This window comes from Psychromonas aquimarina ATCC BAA-1526, assembly GCF_000428725.1.
In the GTDB taxonomy this organism is placed as follows: Bacteria; Pseudomonadota; Gammaproteobacteria; order Enterobacterales; family Psychromonadaceae; genus Psychromonas; species Psychromonas aquimarina.
In genome coordinates this window covers 15,476-36,671 of the sequence record NZ_AUAM01000029.1, presented here as the reverse complement: position 1 = coordinate 36,671, position 21,196 = coordinate 15,476, and the positions used below count along the sequence as shown (strand labels likewise).

Here is a 21,196-nt window from a genome sequence, read left to right as displayed (position 1 = left end):
ATTATCTGCCAGTGCGGCTGACGCACCGGCAAGAGACTGATTAACGAATTACTGCGTTTTCCAGATTTTAAGACACCATAAAACGGGTATTAACAGCAGCGACATAATTAAAAATACCTGCCCTTGAAGCTGTTCATAGAAAATACCGGATAAATAGGTAAACAGCGCCATTAACAGTCCCAATGCCACTCCGGAGTAAAGCGTCTGGTAAGGCACCATATCAACACCTTTCTGCAGACTGATATAACGGATAGTCGCTAAATGGGTAACAGCAAAAGTAAATGCATGAAATGTCTGAATAACTGCCAGCAGATAAACATTATCCGTAAACGAGATCACCCACCAGCGGGCAATACCTGCTGACAAGCCTAAAAGGATCATCTGTTTGATTGACCAGTTAGTAAACAGCTTTTTATTAAAACGCATCAGCAGAACTTCTGCGGCCACTGCAATCGCCCATAACCAGGCAATGCTCGACTCTGGAATCCCGATACTGTTCCAGTAAATTGAGCTGAAGGCATAATAAGCACCATGACTGCCTTGAATTGAACCGACAACAATTAAAAACAGCAGGACATTTCGCTGTTTCAGTAATCCAGTAAGGGACTGCTTCCCCCCCTGGTGCCGCGTTTCCCCGTCATCTAAATGCGGACTTAATTTTAATAAACTGACTGTCCACATAACCGCAGAGGCAGCGACAATCAGCCATAATATTGACGGCTGACCATACTCAGCAATTAACCAGCCGATACAGCTGGATCCTGCAATAAAACTTAATGACCCCCATAAACGCACCCGCCCGTAATCTAACTGAATTTGATTTACTAAGCGGGTACCAATAATGTCCCCTAAAGGCACCAAAGGTCCGATCACAAAGTTAATCGTCAAAGTAATGACGGCCAGCCACAGATACCCCTGCAGGTAAAAAAGCACACTGAATGCCAGCAGGGTCAGAAAACTTAATACACGTAATAAACGCAGAATAGAGGAACCGCTGCTGACCAGCGGCAGTAATCCCATACTACTGACAAAACGCAGTACCAGCCCGACCGAGAATAATAAACCAATATCTTCAGCGGATATCCCCTGCCCTGATAACCACACGCCCCAGAAAGGTAAAAATACTCCCCATACAAAATAGAAAGCAACAAAATACAGGGTTAACCAGGATTTAGCAGCAATAGTAAACAACAGACACCTCTATGAATTAATGAGAGTTACAAATAAAAAAGGCTGATATTACATCAACCTTTACTGTATTTGTTAAAAAGTTCTATGCATAGCTATGATACAAATCGTAAACCCTTAATCCCTCTTTTAACTGCTCGAGCCCAGCCTCTCCAATAAAAGCAATTGAGCGCGGAGCATCGGGCAGCAAAGTGAAACTTGAATCTGCAAAACGCCCCGCCCCCTGATACTCTAAATGCACAAAAAACGCCGGTTTTTCTGCACGGATTAATACTTCAAGTCCCGATGATGTTTCGATAACCTCATAACTGATTTCAGGATCGGAAAAATCACACTGTTTAGGTTTAGCAGCAAAATAAGTGTTATCAAAGCAGACCTTCTGATTCGTCAGCTGCACATAGAAGAAACCTTCGCTTTCAGACCCGCTGATTTTCTCTAACGGACAAGACCACAGCTCAATATTTCCGTCAGCCTCAGCATATCCTGACAACGGCTCCCGAGATAAAACATCACCATTCCAGCTCTGCCAGATCAGCTCTCCGTCTAACTCAGCGGCAGTTTTTGCATCGTTAACCACGCGCAGGGTTAAATGAGTTTCAGACTTAACAAATACCGCTAATAACGGTGCAAAAAAACGTTTCGCCTGGTAATGAAGCTGCTTCCAGCGCCCGTCATACTCAATTGACGACCATGAACTTACCGGCCAGCAGTCATTCAGCTGCCAGTATAAAATACCGCGGTTAAGCGGCTTACATGAACGCCAGTATTCGCTGGCTGTTTTAATCGCTGTAGACTGCTGCACCTGACTAAGATAAAGCATGTTTTCAAAACCATTGGGAAAACGATAATAACGGGTAAACATTTCGGTAATAATGGAATTACCTCTGGCATTTTTCTGGTGGTTTTCAAAGGATGGAGAAGTCACATTCCAGTCACTCTGCGGTGCAAATTTTTTCACCGTTGGTAAAGAGGGCCAGGATTGAAAACCAAATTCCGAGCAGAAACGCGGGTTAACTTCGGTATAGGCATCAATAGATTTTCCTGAGTGCCAGACATCCCAGTAATGCATATCACCGCGGTTATCATCATGCCAGGCATCACCAAAATCCAGCTCGCCGTTACAGGGAGAGCTTGCCCAGAAGCGCCGCCCGGGATCGGCTTGAGTAACGCTTTGTTCAAGCGCTCTATTTAAGCGGTCATAATTAACCACATATTTCTCGCGGTTAGCGCGCGACTCCGGGTACCAGCCGATTGCTCCAATTACTTCATTATCACCGCACCATAAAGCAATGCAGGCATGATCTCGTAAACGCTTAACCTGATAGTCAACCTCCGCACTTACCTGGTCAATAAAATCAGCTGTTGAAGGATACAAGGCACAGGCGAACATCAGATCCTGCCAGACCAATAAGCCTAACTCGTCACATAACTCGTAAAAGATATCGTGCTCATAAATACCGCCTCCCCAGACACGCAGCATATTCATATTAGCAGCGGCCGCATCACTGAGCATCTGCCGGTAACGCTGCTCACTATTACGGCCAGGCATCGCATCTAAGGGGATCCAGTTAGCACCTTTAGCGCTGACAGCAAAACCATTAACCTTAAAGTACATGCTTGAGCCAGTTTCATCCTCTTCGGTAATTAACTGCAGTTCGCGCAGACCGATTTTTTTACAAATAACCTGTCCGTCGAGTGTCACTTTTAACGGGTAAAGATGCGGCTCTCCGTAACCTGCCGGCCACCAGCGCTTAGCTTCTGTGACGGAAAATGACAGTTCAACTTTATTACTCAGTACATCAAGCGGTACTTCTTCTGTCTGTCCGTTAAATTCAATAACGGCTGAACAGGGAGAATTACGCACTGCTTTATAATCAATACTGACATTAACTGTGCAGCTTTCTGCACACCAAACCTGCTCAGTCTGCACGGCTAATAACGCAGCATTCTCTACCGCCTGCAGAGTGATATCACCGTAAACACCCGCGGCTGATAAACAGATTCCCCAGTCCCAGCCGGCATGACACTGAGCTTTACGTAATGTATTCATATGCGGGATTTGATTATTACCGACAGCCCAGGGAATAGGAAAGGGTAATTTTTCAGCCTGTGCACGGGCGGCAAGATCCGCACGTTTTAATAATATTTCAATGCTGTTTTCACCGATCACAACAAAAGGAAGAATATTTACATTTAATGCCAGAAACATATTGGAACTGTCTGCGGCAGCTTGACCGTTAATTTTTATTTCAGCTATGGTATCTAAATATTCAATACTAAGATCCAGCGAAGCCGCATTAAATATCTCTTCACTAAGCTCAAAAGAACGTCTCAGCCGCCATTCACACTGTCCGACCCACTGTACCTGCTTTTCATTATCAGCCCAGTAGGGATCGACAATTTTTCCGGCCTCGAGCAGTGCCGAATGCACATCACCGGGTAACTGAACTGCAATATTTTGAATTTCAGGCTGATCAATGCAGTCAAGCAGCCATTCACCATTAAGGGAAAACATCATTAACAGACTCCTAAAGAATAACAGGAGTCTGATTTTATGATCATAAAAGAAAAAATGACGAGGGCCGCCTAATGAAACTGAAAGCTTGCTAGGTATCTACAAATTATTGATATTCAGCGGTATAAAACAAGGCTGACACAAGATTAATTGAACTCTAAATTACGTACCTGTACCGTAGTGCTGATTGAATGGGTGAAACTGCTGTCAGAAACCAGCTCTCCGGTTAAATCAATGGATACACTGCGAAGCGTGGCGGCTGCATTAGAAACACTGCTTTCAGAAAACTCCAGGACGGTAATCTTGATAAACTGTTTATCAGAAAGCGCAGTCCAGGTGCCGGAAGAGTAACAATTGTCCGCAAGCGGATCGACACCGGTGCCGAACTGAATTTCATTTTCAGCAGGAACAAGTCGAATCCCCATTTTATTGCTGTCAGTAATTGAAGCGGAAGAGTTATGGTTATAATAATAAACAATACAGTCTTGTTCTGCATTACTGACTGAATCAACGGTTTTACTGCCGCCGCTGGCAACCATAAACTCAGAACCGCCAAAACCGGCGCGTCTGATATCCGTTTCCATAATAGACATAATTGACTGCAGATCACTGCGTAAACGTGAGTATTTAAGGCTTCTGCTTCCGGTAGAAATCCCGGTCACATATAAACCTATCACCATAGCTAACAGCACAGAGCCAAGCAGCAGTGCAATTAACAGTTCAACTAATGAAAATCCCTGAAATTTAGCTAACACTTTTTATATCCCAGCTGAGCCTTATCAGGCGCACAAATCCTTAAGCGCATTGTTGACTGAATAACTTTCAGTTTCTGCCCCGAAGAGTTGGTAAGTGTTACACTGCCGGCATTAACACTAAACCTCATCGGGCTGTACGAAGCCTGTTTACCGTTAAAGGTAATGTCGGAAGCAGAAGCAGATACCACCTTGCCGTCAGTTAACTCTTGTATTTTTTCAGCACCGTTTAACAAGCATGAATCAGCAGTAAAACAGTCACAGGCAGGCAGTGTGGTCATTGCCATATCCCATTTTGTGCTGTTTTCAAACTGACAAAAGTGTACGTAAACCTTTTCATTCTGCTTAACTGACTGGATCTTAGCTAAACTTAAAAAACCATAAAGCCGATCCGTATAATCCAGCAATGCCTGCCTGGCAATTATTCCACTATAAGAGCTGCTGGTAATTACGACTAATATGGCAACAATAAAGACTGAAATGAGTAATTCAATTAAAGTAAAACCGATATTTTTACGTCTATTTATTTTCATAAAAAAAACTCAGAAGATACTTAAAAGGGCAATTTATATAGCCTTTAACTCCTGCTCAAAAGAGCTGTAACGCTTCTTCGACATATCATCAAGAGGCTGCGACTCGATAACATTAATACACAGCTTAGCAATACGTTTTTTCTTAGAAAATTCAACACTCACAGGCCAGCCTTTAGTCATTGACTGTGCCAGATTCAACGACAACTGAGTATTATTCGGCATAATCTCGTATGCCTCAAGGAACACACTGGTTGATGCAGGATATAAACCGCTGCGGTAAAGTTTTATTCCCTGCTCATTAAGGCTGAGAAGTTTAGCTATCTGCTCTTTATTATGATCTTTGACTTTATTAATCAGCAGCAGATCACTCATAACCTCAATACTGTTATCATCTTCCGGAAAAGAGATCAGCGCCAGAATTTCCTCATATTTATCAGAGTTCCCCAGTTCCAGCCAGGCTTTCGCTAAGGTTAATGCGCTGTCCCGGCCGCATTCAATCACTATCTCGGCATTACAGTCAGTTAAATTTTCTGAAGCTGATTTTAACGCCCCGCGCATAATTGCCATTCGTGCCGAGACTATCTTTTCCAGTTCATAAAACTGTTCTTTACTAAAACGCAGCGAAGCACTTTTTAAGGTCGCCTGAACCTGTGAAAAAACTTTAGCCTGCTGCAGTTCACTGCCGGCCTTGGCACGATCTAATAAACAGTGGATATAATTAAAATGATGATTAATATTCTCGTGTACTGAATGACGGGTATTATCCAGCACAGTTTTAAAACAACGCTGCGCGATTTCCCAGTCCCCCTCCAGTAAGGAAAGATTCGCTAAAGCACGCTGCCTGGGGATATTTTTAGGGGATAGTTTTACCGATTCGACTAATATATCTTTTGCCTGCGAATAACACTCACGCTGGGCATATATACTTGATAACCAGTTTAACGCTTCAATACGGGTTTCTGGTAACTCACAAAGTTCAGTTAACAGGGCTGCCGATTCGGTGTAATCTTCAAGATGATAAAAAGCAATCGCCTTGCCCAGCTTTGCCCAGGAAAAGTCTCGATGGGCTAAAATGGAATTATATAAATCCAGGGCAATCTTAGGCTGCTTAAGATTTAATAAAACTTCTCCTTTAAGGCGCATAATCGGCAGTGCATATTTCTGGTGCTCCTTGCCGGCTTTGCCGCACTCAGCCAGCGCTTTTTTGTAGTTGCGTACAGCAAGTGCATCATAAATGCCGCCGAGTACTTTACGTTTTTCTAATGATCTGACTAAACGAGCTTCCAGCGTCTTATAAGAAAAAGGTTTTAATAAATAGTCATCGGGCTGCAGTTCTACAATACCATGGATAACCTGCAGCGCAGTTTCTGCGCTTATCAGAATAAATACGGTATTACTTTTTAACAGATCTCTTAGTTTTAACTCTTCAAATAACTGATAACCGTCTTTTCCTTTTCCCAAATTAAAATCACATAAAATAAAGTCAAACTTTGTTATCTCACACAATTCAACTGCTCGGTCACCATTACTTGCGACTGAAATTTCTTTACAGCCTAACATCTGCAGCATACCTTTTATGGCGCTTCTTATGGTGTCGATATCATCAACTACAAGAACAGCCTGTGTCGAAAAAAAATTACTGGGTAATGCCATAGTTTGTTAATACCTAAAATTATTGTGAGCTTTCAAAGTTTAGCTGAACAGAGTTTTTTCGCTATTAAATTAAGCGATTAAAGCTGATAACCTGCAGAATATCACTGTTATCCCGCACCCTGATAAATATAATTTAAGTCCACATCTTAATTATAAGCAAACTACTCTCGGATTCAGGAGTTAATGGAGATAACAACCGAATATAAAGTTAACAGTTAAGCATGCCTGCTTAGTTCGTGTTTAGCCCTCACAGGCGGAATAACAGCGTCTGAAAATTAATAAAATAATGTCATAAAACTGCAATGGTTAATGCTTATTGTCACCTTACTAACTGTGAAAAAAAGGAGATAATATGCAATACAAGAATACTGACACTGATATTCAATTCATTACTGATGAAGCACTATTTTTCATCCCTAAAAAAAGAACAGCTAAAGCAAGGAAATGGCGCGAAATTGAAGCCGTAAAAGCCCGTCAGAAACTATCAAGAGAACTGCGCGATATTGATCAGGAGTTTGATTACTGCAGAAATGACTTAGTATAAAATTTAAAGCGCTAAAAAAACGCATCTTGTTAGATGCGTTTTTTTATTTCTGACAAACAGGCAGGCAGAAGGCACAGGAGGCTGCACCTTTTGTCTGTTTATATTACTCAGATATCAGATCTGAAATAAAGACTCGATTGACAGTCCCTGCTCGGAAAGTACATCACGCAGACTTTTTAGTGCTTCGACCTGGATCTGGCGAACACGTTCCCGCGTCAAACCTATCTCTTTACCTACATTTTCTAAGGTTGCCGCTTCATAACCTAATAAACCAAAACGTCTGGCTAATACTTCACGCTGTTTGGGGTTAAGATCTTCCAGCCAGTCAACGATACGCAGCTTCATATCATCACTCTGCAGTTCATTCTCCGGTGTTGCTTCCTTACGATCCGGAATAATATCCAGTAACTCTTTATCTGAGTTGTTACCGATAGGGATATCAACGGAGCTGATCCGCTCATTAAGCTTCAATATCTTTGCAACCTCTTTTGCAGAGACATCTAACTCTTTAGCGATATCTTCTGCTGTTGGTTCGTGAGTGAGTTTATGAGCGAGTTCGCGTGCAGTTCTTAAATACACGTTGAGTTTTTTAACGATATGAATCGGCAGACGAATAGTGCGGGTTTGGTTCATAATGGCACGTTCAATTGTCTGACGTATCCACCATGTTGCATAGGTTGAAAAACGAAAACCTTTTTCAGGATCGAATTTTTCAACGGCACGGATCAAGCCTAAATTTCCCTCTTCGACTAAATCTAATAGTGATAAACCACGATTATTGTAACGGCGGGAGATTTTAACCACCAGGCGTAAATTACTTTCAATCATACGCTTACGTGAAACTTCATCTCCACGTAAAGAACGCCGGGCATAATAAACCTCCTCTTCAGCGGTTAATAATGGAGAAAAGCCAATCTCACCTAAATAAAGCTGAGTAGCATCCATTACTTTTAATTCGCTGTGTGCGGCGGCCTTTTTAGCGGCATCCTCTTTTTTATTGTTCTCGACAAGGTTTTCATCGATAAAGGCTTCGTCAACAAACTGCTCCTCGTTCAGTTTGTCGTCGATATTATTATTTTCAAATTTCTTTTCGTTTTCATCTACTTCTAAATTATTCTCGTTCGCCTTAACCATAGTTAACGCCCCCTTATAACGACCAAATTTTTATTAGTTGATAAACTAGTTGTTCTGCCATGAACCCTATAACTCCCTGATAACTTAAAGAAATTATATTTATTTCACACTAAGGCGGTTATCGCTGTCAATTCATTACCTCTTAGGTAAATAACGTAACGGATCAACCGATTTTCCTCGATAGCGAATCTCAAAGTGCAGCTGCACACGATCAGTTCCGCTGTCTCCCATCAATGCAATTTTCTGGCCCATTTTTATCAGTTCATTCTCACGAACCAATAATTTTTCATTGTGTGCATAAGCACTCAAATAATCAGAATTATGTTTAATAATGATTAGATTCCCATAACCACGTAAACCATTCCCAGCATAAACAACTTTCCCTGATGCAGCAGCCTGTATAAATGTCCCTCTTTGATGTGAAAGGCTAATGCCTTTCATTCCAGCCTGTGATGATGAAAATGTTTTAGTCAGCCTGCCCTTTACCGGCCAGGACCAGCCGCTTACTTTTTTATTGGTGATTTGTATATTTTTTACTGCTTTTTTATCACTCTGATTCTCAGAATATGCTTTTGAATTTTTCTTAACAAGCGCCTGCGAACTGTTTTTGCCGCAGCTTTGACCTGTGCAGCCTGTTTGTACTTTTTTGCTGCTTGTTTGTGAAGACAGATCACTGTTTACACTTGCTTTTTTAGCAGCAGTCGATTTGCTTTTCTTACTTTTAACTAAACTTAGTATCTGCCCTTCGTAAATAATATAAGGGGCGCTTAAGTTATTACGGGCGGCAAGCGTATTCACATCCATACCAGATCGCCATGAAATCGCATATAAGGTATCACCAGCTTTTACTTTGTAGCTTTTTTGTCCCGTTATTTTTCCAGCGCTTTTATAATTAACACTTTTTTTACCCTGCGTGATATCCGCTACAGGAGCCCGCCCCCCCGTTGAGGAGCACCCTGTTAAGCTAAAAATAGTAATCAATAAAAACAGCAGTCTATTCATAACGTATTAATGTTTAAGGAAAAAGTATAAAACAACAGCGGCTAGAATAGTTATCCAGCCTAAGATATCAATGTACTGCTTAAGCTTGGCTTCCATTTTCTCGCCGCCGAGTACCATTAAACCGGCGACTAAAAAGAAACGCAGACCTCGACCAACCAGTGCCGTCAGCATAAAAGGTAAAAACACCATAGCCATTATACCGGCAGTAATAGTAAAAACTTTAAAAGGAATCGGCGTAAAACTGGCAATAAAAATAACCATTACACCCCATTCAGCAAACCAGACCTGAGCAGTCTGCATCTTGTCCTGATATCCCATAAACTCGACAAAAGGCAGAACCAGCGGTTCATACAATGCGTGCCCGATGTAATAACCGCCAGCCCCGCCAAGTACAGAAAAAACGGTTGCTCCAAGTGCATAACGCCAGGCTAGGTGACGTTTAGCAAGTGCCATCGGCGCCAGCATGATATCAACAGGAACAGGCCAGAAAACTGACTCGACAAAAGCGGTTAAATACAGATAAAAAGGCGCATATTTATGTTTTGACCAGATCATTACCTTTGTATATAGAGGGGAAAATATTTTCAACGTTTTTCTCTTTTGTTAAATAGTGAGTCAAGTTTTTTATATCAATATATACTACTTCAAAAATGGAGCAGACAGTTATTCATCCAGGCTGGCCAGCTGCGGTTAAAAATAAAAACCCCGGGGTCTAAAACGGTAAAAGACCACGAAAGAACTATTTCGTATTAATTAATTCACGTATCACACTGGTTGCATAGCAGCCGGACGGCAAATAGAAATCGATTTTCACCGTACTGTCATCAAGCCAGGAGCTTGAAAACTGTTCTGGAATCAGCAGTAAAGGGCGGCGTTCCTGTTTTAGGCCGTTTTTTGCCAGACCTGCCTGAAGTTCCTGATAAGAAGATAACAAATCAGTCTCATAGGAGCGGGCATCCGACTCAGAGGTCAGTTCTCCTGCGCCCCATAAAGGAGCTGTTAAACAAATTTCACGATCCAGCAGACGCTGTTTACTGCTCTCATCAAGCTCTGTCAGCGGAAAAAACGAACGGTTTCCGACAAACTGTACACAGTCTCCCGGCAGCGGCTGCTTATATAAATCATCTTTAATACGTGCAGATATCACCTGATTAAACAGATAACTGCGGGCGGCACTTAAATACATACTGCGCTTGAAGCGGTCTTTAATTTTACGTCCCTGAAACATGCTTAATGCGGCGCTGATATTATGGCCGTCAAAACCAAAACGCTGTTCACCGAAATAGTTCGGCACGCCCTTCTCTACTTGAGACAGGGCTTTCTGCAGTGCTTTTCGATCACTGATTTCACGTAATACAATGGAAAAATAGTTGCCGGCCAGTGCGCCGGTTTTAATTTTTTTATTGTGACGTATTACTTTTAAAATCGTCACCCCCTCGGACTCAAACAGAGAGAAATCAGGCGTTATTTTTCCGGGAATATGCAGCGAAAACCATTGCTTAGTATCGCCCTGACGGTCTTTAAGACCTGCATAACTGACATTACGGGCGGGGATACCCGCAAACTTCGCCAGCTGACGAGCTAAATACTGGGTATTCTCGCCCACTTTCTGCACCCACAGACAGACATGTTCACCTTCTCCGGTCAGCTCAAAACCCAGGTGTTCCTGGACATTAAAATCCGCGCATGACTGCTTAAATACACCGGAGCTTTGCGGCTTACCGTATAGATAATTAAAATCCAGGCTGAAAACTGCTTTATTGCTTTCAGGCGCAGGGTGCTCTTCGCTTTTACTTACTTGATTCATTGTTTATTCTTAATTAATAAAACCACAGCATGTGTTGCAATGCCTTCACTTCTGCCGATACTGCCCAGTTTTTCTGTGGTTGTTGCTTTAACGTTTATATTGCCGATTTCAGTATCCAGTAAAGATGCAATAGCCTGACGCATCTCTTCAATAAACGGCGCCATTTTCGGTGTTTCAGCAATAATAGTCAGATCCACATTACCAATTCGATAACCTTTGGTCTGTGCATGGTGGAAAACTTCCTTAAGCAGTGTACGGCTGTCAATTCCCTCATACTTCTCATCATTGTCAGGGAAATGATGACCGATATCTCCAAGTGCTAATGCGCCTAACACAGCATCACATAAAGCATGCAGGGTTACATCACCATCAGAGTGAGCAATCAGGCCCTGCATATAAGGAATTTTAATACCGCCGATCGTAATCGGCCCCTGCCCGCCAAATTTATGTACATCAAAACCATGTCCGATACGAATCATGTTGATTTCCTTTTTTATTTATACCATTTACTGAGACAGATACAGCTCAGCCAGAATTAAATCTTCTTCGCGAGTCACTTTTAAATTATCACTGCGCCCTTCAACAATATTAACCGCCATTCCCGACATTTCCATTGCAGAAGCTTCATCGGTGATATTCTGCGGTTCAGCAGCCGTTTCTATCGCAGTTATTAACTCTTTATTAAGAAACATCTGCGGAGTCAGCGCATGCCATAGATTTTCGCGATCCACGGTTTCTAGGATATTCCCGCTGTCTGAACTGCGTTTCATGGTATCGCGTACCTTCGAGGCCAGAATCGCACCTTTTTCTGCAAGCCGTACAGAGCTGATCAGCTTATCGATATCAGAACGCTGAATACAAGGGCGTGCGGCATCATGGACTAATACATAATCATTTTTATTAATAACCTGCAGTGCGGCTAATACTGAATCAACACGCTCTTTCCCGCCGTTTACAATCTCTATTTTAGGATGTTCAGCAACCGCTAACCTTCTGAACCAGCAGTCATTTTCTGCAATTGAAACAATAACTTTATTGATTTCCGGGTGACTGATAAAAGGCTCAAGACTATGCTCGATAATCGTTTTACCCAGCAGCTGCAGATATTGTTTAGGGATATCGGCGCCGACCCGCTTACCGATACCTGCGGCAGGGATCACTGCCGTTAAATTAAATAAACTCATCAGTTTAATCCTCTTTCGGCACAATACGGAAAAAGGTTTCTCCCTCTTTCACTAAGCCTAATTCATTGCGGGCTCGCTCTTCAATAGCGTCAGAGCCCTGTTTTAAATCATAAATTTCTGAAAACATCAACTGATTACGCTGTCTCAATTCTTCATTACCAGCAGCTGCCAGCTCAACTTCTTTCTGCAGAACATGGTTTTCCTGCAAGCCGTTTTTGCCAAACCACAAATGATACTGCTGCAGAGCCAGCAGGAAAAAAAGCACAAGCATTAATAAACGCATAAATGAATAGGTCCAGATGAAAAACAAGCAATAGTCAAAAGAAACTATTCTCACACATTCACCTCTAAATTCCTATGCGAAAATAGGTATGCATCAGAGGACTGCACCTCTAATTAATACTATTTCAACAGCGGCAGAAAAACAGACAGCGGTAAACAGTACAGTCTTTTAAAGAGGACAAAATTTTGACAGTTGCCATAAAACAATCAATATTTGAAATAAGCAAAAAAAAAGGCGCTAAAAGCGCCTTCTATTTTAATGGCTCAAAAGAGCTTATTCCCACTCGATAGTTGCAGGCGGTTTACCTGAAATATCATATACTACACGGGAAATACCATCGATTTCATTGATAATACGGTTTGATACATGACCGATTAAATCGTACGGAAGGTGTGACCAGCGCGCTGTCATAAAGTCGATAGTTTCAACACAACGCAGTGATACAACCCAGTCATATTTACGACAGTCACCCATTACACCAACGGAACGTACAGGAAGGAATACCACAAATGCCTGGCTTACTTTATGGTAAAGATCCGCTTTATGCAGTTCTTCAATAAAGATAGCATCAGCACGACGCAACAGATCACAGTACTCTTTCTTAACTTCGCCAAGCACACGTACACCTAAACCAGGTCCCGGGAACGGATGACGGTAAAGCATGTCGTACGGCAAGCCTAATTCCAGACCGATTTTACGTACTTCGTCTTTAAACAGTTCGCGCAGCGGTTCAACTAAGCCCATCTCCATATCATCGGGCAGTCCGCCGACATTATGGTGAGATTTGATAACATGTGCTTTACCGGTTTTAGAAGCCGCCGATTCAATAACATCCGGATAAATCGTGCCCTGCGCTAACCATTTTGCATTGGACAGCTTTTTAGATTCTTCATCAAAGATATCAACAAAAACATGACCGATAGTTTTACGCTTAACTTCAGGATCACTCTGCCCCGCCATTGCATCTAAGAAACGGTTTTCAGCATCAACATGAACGATATTCAGTCCGAAATGATCACCGAACATGTCCATTACCTGCTGACCTTCGTTTAAACGCAGTAAACCGTTGTCTACAAAAACACAGGTCAGTTTATCACCAATGGCGCGCTGCAGCAGCATAGCAACAACCGAAGAATCAACACCGCCGGACAGACCTAAGATAACTTCATCATCACCAATCTGCTCCTTCATACGCGCAACTGCATCGTCAATAATTGATGCAGGCGTCCATAATGTTTCACAGCCGCAGATATCAACTACGAAATGACGCAGCATACGTTCGCCTTGACGGGTATGAGTTACTTCCGGGTGGAACTGTACGCCGTAAAAACGTTTCTCTTCATTGGCAATAGCAGCAAACTGACAGGTTGCTGTATTAGCTGCAGTAACAAAACCTTCAGGAATTGCCGATACTTTATCACCGTGACTCATCCACACGTCTAATAGTGCGTTACCGTTCTGTGCAACTGCATCTTCAATAGACTTAAATAACTCACAAGGAGTCTGCACTTCAACTTGTGCGTAACCAAATTCGCCTTCACCTTCGCCTTTTATTACCGCACCGCCAAGCTGCTCAGACATAGTCTGCATACCGTAACAGATACCAAGTACCGGCACGCCGGCATTAAAAACATACTCAGGTGCACGTGGAGACCCGGCAGCAGTTACACTTTCTGGGCCGCCCGCTAAAATAATACCGTTGGCATTAAAGTCTTTAATATCCTGCTCATCAACATCCCAGCTCCAAAGCTCACAGTAAACACCGATTTCACGGATACGACGCGCGATTAATTGTGTATATTGAGAACCGAAATCTAAAATCAGAATTCGCTGTTCATGAATGTTCTTGCTCATTTAGGTGATCCTTTTTTATAAAGAATAAAAGACGATAAAAACCGTCTTTGGAAGTTTATTAAGTTGTTTTATTACAACCTGGATAAACCAGCTGCCGACTCTAATCAACAGCTGATTTCAACCATAAAGACTAGCCGCCGGAACGGTAGTTAGGTGCTTCCTTAGTGATTGCAACGTCATGCACGTGACTTTCACCCATACCTGCACTGGTAATTTTTACAAACATTGCTTTAGTGTTCATCTCGTGGATTGTTGCACAACCCGTTAAACCCATTGATGAACGCACGCCGCCCATCTGCTGATGGACGATCTCTTTCACTTTACCTTTATAAGCAACACGGCCCTCAATACCTTCAGGTACTAATTTATCGGCGGCATTATCAGACTGGAAGTAACGATCCGATGAACCCGAAGACATAGCTGCAAGGGACCCCATTCCGCGGTAAGACTTGTATGAACGGCCCTGGTATAAAATAATTTCGCCTGGAGATTCTTCAGTACCGGCAAACATGCTGCCCATCATGACACATGACGCGCCGGCAGCTAATGCTTTAGCGATATCACCGGAGAAGCGAATACCGCCGTCAGCGATAACCGGAATACCTGTGCCTTCAAGCGCGGCAACCGCATCAGAGATAGCAGTAATCTGCGGCACACCAACACCGGTAACGATACGTGTAGTACAGATAGAACCCGGGCCGATACCAACTTTAACAGCACTGCAGCCGGCAGCTGCTAACGCTTTAGCACCTTCACCCGTTGCAACATTACCGCCGACAATCTGCAGATCCGGATAACTGGCACGAGTTGCTTTAATACGATCTAATACACCTTGAGAGTGACCGTGTGAAGAGTCGATTAACAGTACGTCAACACCCGCTTCAACTAAAGCGTCGATACGCTCTTCGTTACCTGCGCCGGCGCCTACAGCAGCACCTACACGTAAGCGGCCTAATTCATCTTTACATGCATTTGGTTTACGCTCGGCTTTACGGAAATCTTTAACCGTGATCATGCCTTTAAGTTTAAAGTTATCATCGGTTAATAATACTTTCTCAATACGTTTTGCATGCATTAATGCTTCGATTTCATCACGCGGCGTATCTGGTTTAGCTGTAACAAGCTCTGCTTTGCCGGTCATTAAAGCAGAAACAGGTTTACTTAAATCAGTTTCAAATAAAACGTCACGACCTGTGATAATACCAACTAGTTCACCGGAAGTTTCAACAACCGGGTAACCGGCAAAACCATGCTTTTCTGTCAGCTCTATAATCTGACCTAAAGTTGTCTGCGGAGAAACGGTCACAGGATCTGCAACTACGCCGCTTTCATGGATTTTTACTAAACGTACTTGTTCAGCCTGCATCTCAATAGACATGTTTTTATGGATAAAACCTACGCCGCCTTCCTGCGCTAAAGCGATAGCAAAACGCGCTTCTGTAACAGTGTCCATAGCTGCAGAAACAACTGGAATATTTAATGATATTGTTGGAGTTAGCTGGGTTGTTAAGTCCGCGGTATTTGGAAGTACAGTCGAATGACTTGGCACTAGTAATACATCATCAAATGTTAATGCATCTTTGGCAATTCGTAGCATTGCAATATCTCACTTATAGTTGGGAGGATTTTTCAGTATACCCAAATTACTTGGGTATGATATTGCGGAGGGATTTTAATCCTTCTGTGACACAACTACAATTAAAAATTCATCTGTTAAGCATATCTTTTTATCAATTTACAAATAATGCTAAGATCCAGCTCAATTTTCACTGCTAATAAATTGCGATAAACGATAATGATCTCACAAAATAAGAATATCTACAGCGTCAGCAGCCTTAACCGCGCGGCTAAATCACTTTTAGAAACAGGTCTCGGCGTCGTATGGTTATCAGGGGAAATTTCCAACTTAACCATAGCAGTGTCCGGGCACTGGTATTTCACTCTAAAAGATCACAGTGCTCAGGTACGCTGCGCTATGTTTAAAGGTAATAACCGACGATCTGGTTTTACCCCGAAACATGGTCAACAGGTGCTGGTACGCGCAAAACTAAGCCTTTATGAAGCACGCGGTGATTATCAGCTGATTGTTGAAAGTATGGCCCCCGAAGGTGACGGTCTGTTAAAACAGCAGTTTGAAGCATTAAAATGTCAGCTGGCCGCTGAAGGCCTGTTTTCTGAAAGTAATAAAAAACCGTTACCGCAGATTATCAAACGAATCGGCATTATCACCTCATCAACCGGCGCAGCCCTGCACGATATTTTAAGTGTATTAAAACGCCGCGATCCGCGCTTACAGGTAATTATCTACCCGAGTCAGGTTCAGGGTGCCGGCAGTGCCGAGTCCGTTGCGGCGCAGATCCAGTTAGCCAATGCACGTAATGAATGTGATTTACTGATTGTCGGACGCGGAGGCGGTTCATTAGAAGATCTGTGGTGCTTTAATGAAGCTGTTGTTGCTTATGCTGTTTTTAACAGTCAACTACCGGTTATCAGTGCGGTGGGCCATGAAATTGATGTCACTATCAGTGATTTTGTTGCCGATATCCGCGCAGCTACTCCATCTGCGGCTGCTGAACTGGTCAGCCAGAATAAAGCTTTTGTGGAAACACAGTTAGCGGCATTATCAAACCGCCTCAAGCAGGCAATGTCAGCAGACCTGCAGTTAAAAGCACATCAGCAGAATCTGTTAAAGCAGAAACTGCTGCAGCACGATCCTAAGCATAAACTGCAGCAGCAGAGCCTGCAGCTGGATGAATTATCACTGCGCCTGCAGCATGCAGTGACCAGGAAGCTAAATCAGCAGAGTAATTATGTGCAGCAGCTTCACAGCAGTTTAATGCAGCATAGCCCGGCGCAGACCATTAATGTTGAGCAGCAGAAACAAACTCAGCTTAAAAGCCGTTTACAAAGCGCAATGTTAAACAAACTTAAGCAGAGTGAAACAGATCTGCACAGCAATATAGCGCAGTTAAATGCGGTCAGCCCGCTGGCAACGCTGGCACGCGGTTATGCAATTGTAAAAGATAAAAAAGGCAGGGTTGTAACCGACGCCTCTACAGTCAAAAGTGACCAGCAGATAAGTATCCGTGTAGATAAAGGTGAGATTAAAGCGCTGGTGCTTTAAGGCAGAAAAGCTTGAAGGCGTTCCAACATACGCCTTCAAATTTGTCACACAAATACTTTATTCAAACGTCTGCAGGCGGTAGATAATTCTATCGTTTCCTCGGAACAGTCCAAATGAAACCTCACCAAATATACACTCTTTTTCAGTACCAGCAGCACCTGGACAAGCAACGGCATTATCACCATCTAATAACCAAGGGGCAACCGTGTGTATATCGATAAAGTAATCTAATTTTCCACGATCCTTTGGTGCAGAAAAATCAAAATAACTTTTTCCACCAATCAGCGGGCTGTTTAAAATTTCTAATTTAGTTTTACCTGTCCCAACAGTGATTTCATCTGCTCCATTTTTAACAGGGTTTGTGCTTACCTGTGCCATAGAGACAGTAGTGCAGACATCACGAGTCATAGGCACAAAAACCGTTCCGTTATAATAAGCAGCTTCAACATTAGTACGAACCGGCTGAAATTCACTGCCGTAACCATTGCCCGCCTGTAAACGGCCGTAAGCTAAATCACCTAAGCTGCCTATTACACACTTGTCATCATCACAGCTTGTTGCACTGTCAGTTTGAACTTTCTCCCCATCATTACCATTTAATTTAATAAAGTAGTTAACAGCATTATCTGAACTGAAATAAGGCCCGTCTGGGGAACTGTCTTTATTTATCCCCATCAGCTCACTTATCGTATATTTCCCTTCATCCCAGCCTGATTCCTGGTAATAATCACCTGCTAATAAACGACTGGTTAAATCTACGGCAGCAGGTGATGTTTGATCATAAGCATAATGTGAGAAATTAGCTTTTTCTGCCACTGGATAACCAATACTATGATCATAATTTTCAGTAACTCCAGGACTGGCTCCCTGGAAATAAGCCTGCATTGTATAATTAAAAACAGCTTCCTGCTGCCCAAGGTAAGTAAAATCATTATTACAGGCAGGAGTTAGGCTATAGGCACCGTAAGCCAGATAATCTGGGAAAAAACGCTTTGTTACTTTTATATCAGAAGCAGCAATATTATTACCAGTAATAGCAAGATAGTTACTACTGGTAGCCTGCAAACCTAAAGTCCCCACTTCATCATAAGCTAAATCAGAATAGATAAACTTTCCGCCGCTCATTTCTACCTCTAAGGGTAATGCATCTTCCTTGGGGTTGTTATTATCATAAGCAATATTGCCCAGCCTGCCGCCTGCAGGGGAGATAAGCGAACTTTCAAGGTTTATACTATTTACAAAGCTTGGCGCCTCAATATAGATATCATCACCAGTCGTATCTCCACAATTTGCAGCTACTCCTGAACTTGTACAATCTATAATAGCTTTCACAGTTACATCAAATGTATCAACCTCTAACGGGTTATTAGAATAATCAGGTACACTTGCGCGGATCCAGCCCTGCTCTGAAATACCCCTGCCGGCGGCAAGATTACGAAAATGCTTAGTTGCCTTGCTGATAGTTAATTTTAAAGGATTAACAACTGCAATCGCGCTGCCTTGTAATTCATCACCTTGACCAGGATCCGCAGGCGGCGCGCCGATGCCTTGATCATCCCGCGCATGAATTTGAATCTGCCCTGCATCAGGATAATTAACAGAGACCGTCGCCACTCCATTTAAAAAAGTAATACTTTGCTCCGAGGCATCCGCAGCATTGTTTTCAATCGCAGTTTGATTAACTTCAACATTTAATCCAGCAGCTGAAACTGGATTTAAATAACTCGACCAGAACTTTAACTGCTGAACACCTGTATACTCCTCAATCACTTTACAGGCATCCGTTGTTTGATCTTTACCCACGGCGCTTAAACTCATCGAAAATGGTCGATTAGCAACGGTAAAACAGTTTGCAGCGTCATTACTGACACAGCTAAGCACACTTTTTAGCTGATAAACTCTAAAACTAATGGATGCAGGGTTCGAACTTACTGCACCGCCGGCCGCCAGAACCGTTAAACCACTGGCGACATTATTAAATAAACCCAGTTCAATAACCCCGTTATCTGTGCTGACAAACTGATAAGCGGCTTGACCATCTACATTACCGCTGTCTGTTAATGTTCCCGATGCATTAATTTTACTCCAGCTGCCTAATGCAGGGCTTGTACTTAAGGTGATAAGCCCTGTATAGTCAACTGCCGTGGAACCGTCACTATTTTTAACTTGTATTGTCACTGAATGCGGCTCACAGGTCAGCGCATCAGGCAAAGTGATAATCTCAAAAATATAATCATCACCAGGATCTGGACTTACACATATCAGTCCAGCGGCCACCTCGGCACCATCTTCAACTGTTACACTTGTATCTGAATATAAACGACCCGTAGATTTTCCGCCTGACTTCACCAGTACTGCACCGACGGCTAATATATTCAAGTTATTAATACCCGCGGCTTCAATTAAAACTGAGCCGCTTACTTTCAAAGGGACAGACCAGTCAGTATATGCAGCTCCATTACAGCTGGCTGATGAAGATCCATGCACAACAAAATCACCATTACATTGTTGTGTATTTACATGCTCCCATAGGGATTTATCACATTCAGGGATATCTGGCGGATCTATCGGATCACCTCCTTCACAAAGATCGCCGTTAATAATTGTATTGCCCTGATTATCTGTATTAAGAGTTCCAACCACATAAGCATCACCGGACACATAAGATTTTTTATTTAGTAGAGCATTGCCCTGCACATAAACATTGCCGTTTAATTCAGTTGTACTGTTACCTGTGGTTCCTGCAAGTGTAAGATTACCAGTGACATAATGATCTCCAGTTAAAGTCGTTCCGCTGCCAACAGTTAAATCTCCCCCATGAAAAATATAACCGCTGACATCGGGCGGGTTGTCACAATACGAGGCGGCAGGCGGGGGGACACCATCACATTCTTCTCCTGTCACACTGCTGAACAGAATCTTTGAGACCGAACCTTCTGCGTAAACAGCTCCGTTAACCAAAGAAAATAACTGCAGAGAAATATTTCCCGTGGCGTAAATATTACCGGTAAAGATAGAGCCGACCAGAGTCACATTACCGTCAACATATATACCGGGGCTGCTGGAGTCGTTAGCAAAAATTAAGACGTGGTTACCATTGATAACGGTATAATCAGCCAGATCAGCGGGAGGCTCACAAGCAGCCCAGACTTTCGGCATAAAAACGATTAAAAACCAAAAGAAAAAAGAACAAACAGGTTTCATAAATTAGACGCCTCTACGGTAATTTGACGGCGGGTATTGATTTGACTGTTTTCACATGTTGCCGTACTGATAACTCTATAGCGGGTTGCGAATCCGGCAGAGGCCGGCGTTGAGGTACAAGTGACATTAACAGTGCATCCGTGAAATCCGGCATTATCGCCGGGTAGTGTTGGAGTAGTGACAGCGGCGCAGCTAGACTCCGTAGAAGCATTAAGTGGAAATAACTGCACCAATGCCGTTTCGCTTGCTGAATATGCCGATAGATAAGCACGGGCCGCATATACTTCATAACCAGCACCTTCGGCGCTGTCCCGCTGCAGTGACACTAAACTGGCTCCTAACAATGAGATAACAAGGATCACAAAGACAGCGACCACAATAGCACTGCCGGACTGTTTCTTTAAATTCGCTATTTTCAT

The 21,196-nt window shown here is 42.8% G+C and carries 18 protein-coding genes; 2 read left to right on the top strand and 16 right to left on the bottom strand.

Going from position 1 to position 21,196, the window contains the following annotated elements; translation table 11 throughout:
- Positions 1 to 48: 48 nt before the first annotated feature.
- The 5 genes from G337_RS0112130 to G337_RS0112110 form a co-directional block, all read right to left on the bottom strand.
- Positions 49 to 1,191, bottom strand: coding sequence for a 3-phenylpropionate MFS transporter (locus G337_RS0112130; protein WP_028864127.1), 1,143 nt, complete (start codon positions 1,189 to 1,191; stop codon positions 49 to 51).
- Positions 1,192 to 1,273: 82 nt separating this feature from the next.
- Positions 1,274 to 3,706 carry a beta-mannosidase gene (locus G337_RS0112125; RefSeq protein WP_028864126.1) on the bottom strand — a complete coding sequence of 811 codons (2,433 nt, stop codon included), beginning with the start codon at positions 3,704 to 3,706 and terminating at the stop codon, positions 1,274 to 1,276.
- A 143-nt stretch (positions 3,707 to 3,849) separates the two neighbouring features.
- Complete coding sequence (locus G337_RS0112120; protein ID WP_028864125.1) at positions 3,850 to 4,458, bottom strand: prepilin-type N-terminal cleavage/methylation domain-containing protein; 609 nt, start codon at positions 4,456 to 4,458, stop codon at positions 3,850 to 3,852.
- Positions 4,452 to 4,988: a GspH/FimT family pseudopilin gene (locus G337_RS0112115; RefSeq protein ID WP_028864124.1), complete on the bottom strand. Its 537-nt coding sequence runs from the start codon at positions 4,986 to 4,988 to the stop codon at positions 4,452 to 4,454. The genes G337_RS0112120 and G337_RS0112115 overlap by 7 nt, the downstream gene beginning before the upstream one ends.
- Positions 4,989 to 5,021: 33 nt before the next feature.
- The gene (locus G337_RS0112110; RefSeq protein WP_028864123.1) at positions 5,022 to 6,641 is read right to left on the bottom strand and encodes a response regulator; all 1,620 of its coding nucleotides are present in this window, start codon (positions 6,639 to 6,641) and stop codon (positions 5,022 to 5,024) included.
- 352 nt (positions 6,642 to 6,993) lie between these two features.
- Here G337_RS0112110 and G337_RS26150 point away from each other — a divergent pair, with 352 nt between their 5' ends.
- Positions 6,994 to 7,185 carry a DUF3545 family protein gene (locus G337_RS26150; protein ID WP_037027413.1) on the top strand — a complete coding sequence of 64 codons (192 nt, stop codon included), beginning with the start codon at positions 6,994 to 6,996 and terminating at the stop codon, positions 7,183 to 7,185.
- Positions 7,186 to 7,299: 114 nt separating this feature from the next.
- Here the strand turns inward: G337_RS26150 and rpoS are convergent, their stop codons facing one another.
- The 9 genes from rpoS to guaB form a co-directional block, all read right to left on the bottom strand.
- Complete coding sequence (gene rpoS, locus G337_RS0112100) at positions 7,300 to 8,319, bottom strand: RNA polymerase sigma factor RpoS (protein WP_051303207.1); 1,020 nt, start codon at positions 8,317 to 8,319, stop codon at positions 7,300 to 7,302.
- A gap of 135 nt (positions 8,320 to 8,454) precedes the next feature.
- Positions 8,455 to 9,321: a peptidoglycan DD-metalloendopeptidase family protein gene (locus G337_RS0112095; RefSeq protein WP_028864121.1), complete on the bottom strand. Its 867-nt coding sequence runs from the start codon at positions 9,319 to 9,321 to the stop codon at positions 8,455 to 8,457.
- Positions 9,322 to 9,327: 6 nt separating this feature from the next.
- Positions 9,328 to 9,909, bottom strand: a complete 582-nt coding sequence (locus G337_RS0112090) for a YqaA family protein (protein WP_028864120.1) — start codon at positions 9,907 to 9,909, stop codon at positions 9,328 to 9,330.
- 151 nt (positions 9,910 to 10,060) lie between these two features.
- A complete protein-coding gene (gene truD / locus G337_RS0112085) occupies positions 10,061 to 11,128 on the bottom strand; it encodes a tRNA pseudouridine(13) synthase TruD (RefSeq protein WP_084605359.1) in 1,068 nt (355 codons plus the stop codon).
- Complete coding sequence (ispF, locus tag G337_RS0112080) at positions 11,125 to 11,607, bottom strand: 2-C-methyl-D-erythritol 2,4-cyclodiphosphate synthase (RefSeq protein ID WP_028864118.1); 483 nt, start codon at positions 11,605 to 11,607, stop codon at positions 11,125 to 11,127. The genes truD and ispF overlap by 4 nt, the downstream gene beginning before the upstream one ends.
- A 27-nt stretch (positions 11,608 to 11,634) precedes the next feature.
- A complete protein-coding gene (ispD, locus tag G337_RS0112075) occupies positions 11,635 to 12,312 on the bottom strand; it encodes a 2-C-methyl-D-erythritol 4-phosphate cytidylyltransferase (protein WP_028864117.1) in 678 nt (225 codons plus the stop codon).
- A 4-nt stretch (positions 12,313 to 12,316) separates the two neighbouring features.
- The gene (ftsB, locus tag G337_RS0112070) at positions 12,317 to 12,595 is read right to left on the bottom strand and encodes a cell division protein FtsB (RefSeq protein WP_028864116.1); all 279 of its coding nucleotides are present in this window, start codon (positions 12,593 to 12,595) and stop codon (positions 12,317 to 12,319) included.
- A gap of 273 nt (positions 12,596 to 12,868) precedes the next feature.
- A complete protein-coding gene (gene guaA / locus G337_RS0112065) occupies positions 12,869 to 14,449 on the bottom strand; it encodes a glutamine-hydrolyzing GMP synthase (RefSeq protein ID WP_028864115.1) in 1,581 nt (526 codons plus the stop codon).
- Positions 14,450 to 14,579: 130 nt separating this feature from the next.
- Entirely contained in the window at positions 14,580 to 16,046 is a 1,467-nt protein-coding gene (guaB, locus tag G337_RS0112060) for an IMP dehydrogenase (RefSeq protein ID WP_028864114.1), read from the bottom strand.
- A gap of 198 nt (positions 16,047 to 16,244) precedes the next feature.
- Between guaB and xseA the strand changes: the two genes are divergently transcribed.
- A complete protein-coding gene (gene xseA, locus G337_RS0112055; protein WP_028864113.1) occupies positions 16,245 to 17,573 on the top strand; it encodes an exodeoxyribonuclease VII large subunit in 1,329 nt (442 codons plus the stop codon).
- Positions 17,574 to 17,630: 57 nt separating this feature from the next.
- Here the strand turns inward: xseA and G337_RS0112050 are convergent, their stop codons facing one another.
- Positions 17,631 to 20,777, bottom strand: coding sequence for a DUF6701 domain-containing protein (locus G337_RS0112050; protein WP_028864112.1), 3,147 nt, complete (start codon positions 20,775 to 20,777; stop codon positions 17,631 to 17,633).
- A complete protein-coding gene (locus tag G337_RS0112045; RefSeq protein ID WP_051303205.1) occupies positions 20,774 to 21,196 on the bottom strand; it encodes a hypothetical protein in 423 nt (140 codons plus the stop codon). The genes G337_RS0112050 and G337_RS0112045 overlap by 4 nt, the downstream gene beginning before the upstream one ends.

Bases quoted from the DNA above. Each gene is read 5' to 3' on its own strand.
- G337_RS0112045 (WP_051303205.1), bottom strand. From the start codon at position 21,196: ATGAAAATAGCGAATTTAAAGAAACAGTCCGGCAGTGCTATTGTGGTC.
- G337_RS0112050 (WP_028864112.1), bottom strand. From the start codon at position 20,777: ATGAAACCTGTTTGTTCTTTTTTCTTTTGGTTTTTAATCGTTTTTATG.
- ftsB (WP_028864116.1), bottom strand. From the start codon at position 12,595: ATGCGTTTATTAATGCTTGTGCTTTTTTTCCTGCTGGCTCTGCAGCAG.
- G337_RS0112125 (WP_028864126.1), bottom strand. From the start codon at position 3,706: ATGATGTTTTCCCTTAATGGTGAATGGCTGCTTGACTGCATTGATCAG.
- ispD (WP_028864117.1), bottom strand. From the start codon at position 12,312: ATGAGTTTATTTAATTTAACGGCAGTGATCCCTGCCGCAGGTATCGGT.
- G337_RS0112110 (WP_028864123.1), bottom strand. From the start codon at position 6,641: ATGGCATTACCCAGTAATTTTTTTTCGACACAGGCTGTTCTTGTAGTT.
- xseA (WP_028864113.1), top strand. From the start codon at position 16,245: ATGATCTCACAAAATAAGAATATCTACAGCGTCAGCAGCCTTAACCGC.
- guaB (WP_028864114.1), bottom strand. From the start codon at position 16,046: ATGCTACGAATTGCCAAAGATGCATTAACATTTGATGATGTATTACTA.
- truD (WP_084605359.1), bottom strand. From the start codon at position 11,128: ATGAATCAAGTAAGTAAAAGCGAAGAGCACCCTGCGCCTGAAAGCAAT.
- G337_RS0112115 (WP_028864124.1), bottom strand. From the start codon at position 4,988: ATGAAAATAAATAGACGTAAAAATATCGGTTTTACTTTAATTGAATTA.
- guaA (WP_028864115.1), bottom strand. From the start codon at position 14,449: ATGAGCAAGAACATTCATGAACAGCGAATTCTGATTTTAGATTTCGGT.
- G337_RS26150 (WP_037027413.1), top strand. From the start codon at position 6,994: ATGCAATACAAGAATACTGACACTGATATTCAATTCATTACTGATGAA.
- G337_RS0112095 (WP_028864121.1), bottom strand. From the start codon at position 9,321: ATGAATAGACTGCTGTTTTTATTGATTACTATTTTTAGCTTAACAGGG.
- rpoS (WP_051303207.1), bottom strand. From the start codon at position 8,319: ATGGTTAAGGCGAACGAGAATAATTTAGAAGTAGATGAAAACGAAAAG.
- ispF (WP_028864118.1), bottom strand. From the start codon at position 11,607: ATGATTCGTATCGGACATGGTTTTGATGTACATAAATTTGGCGGGCAG.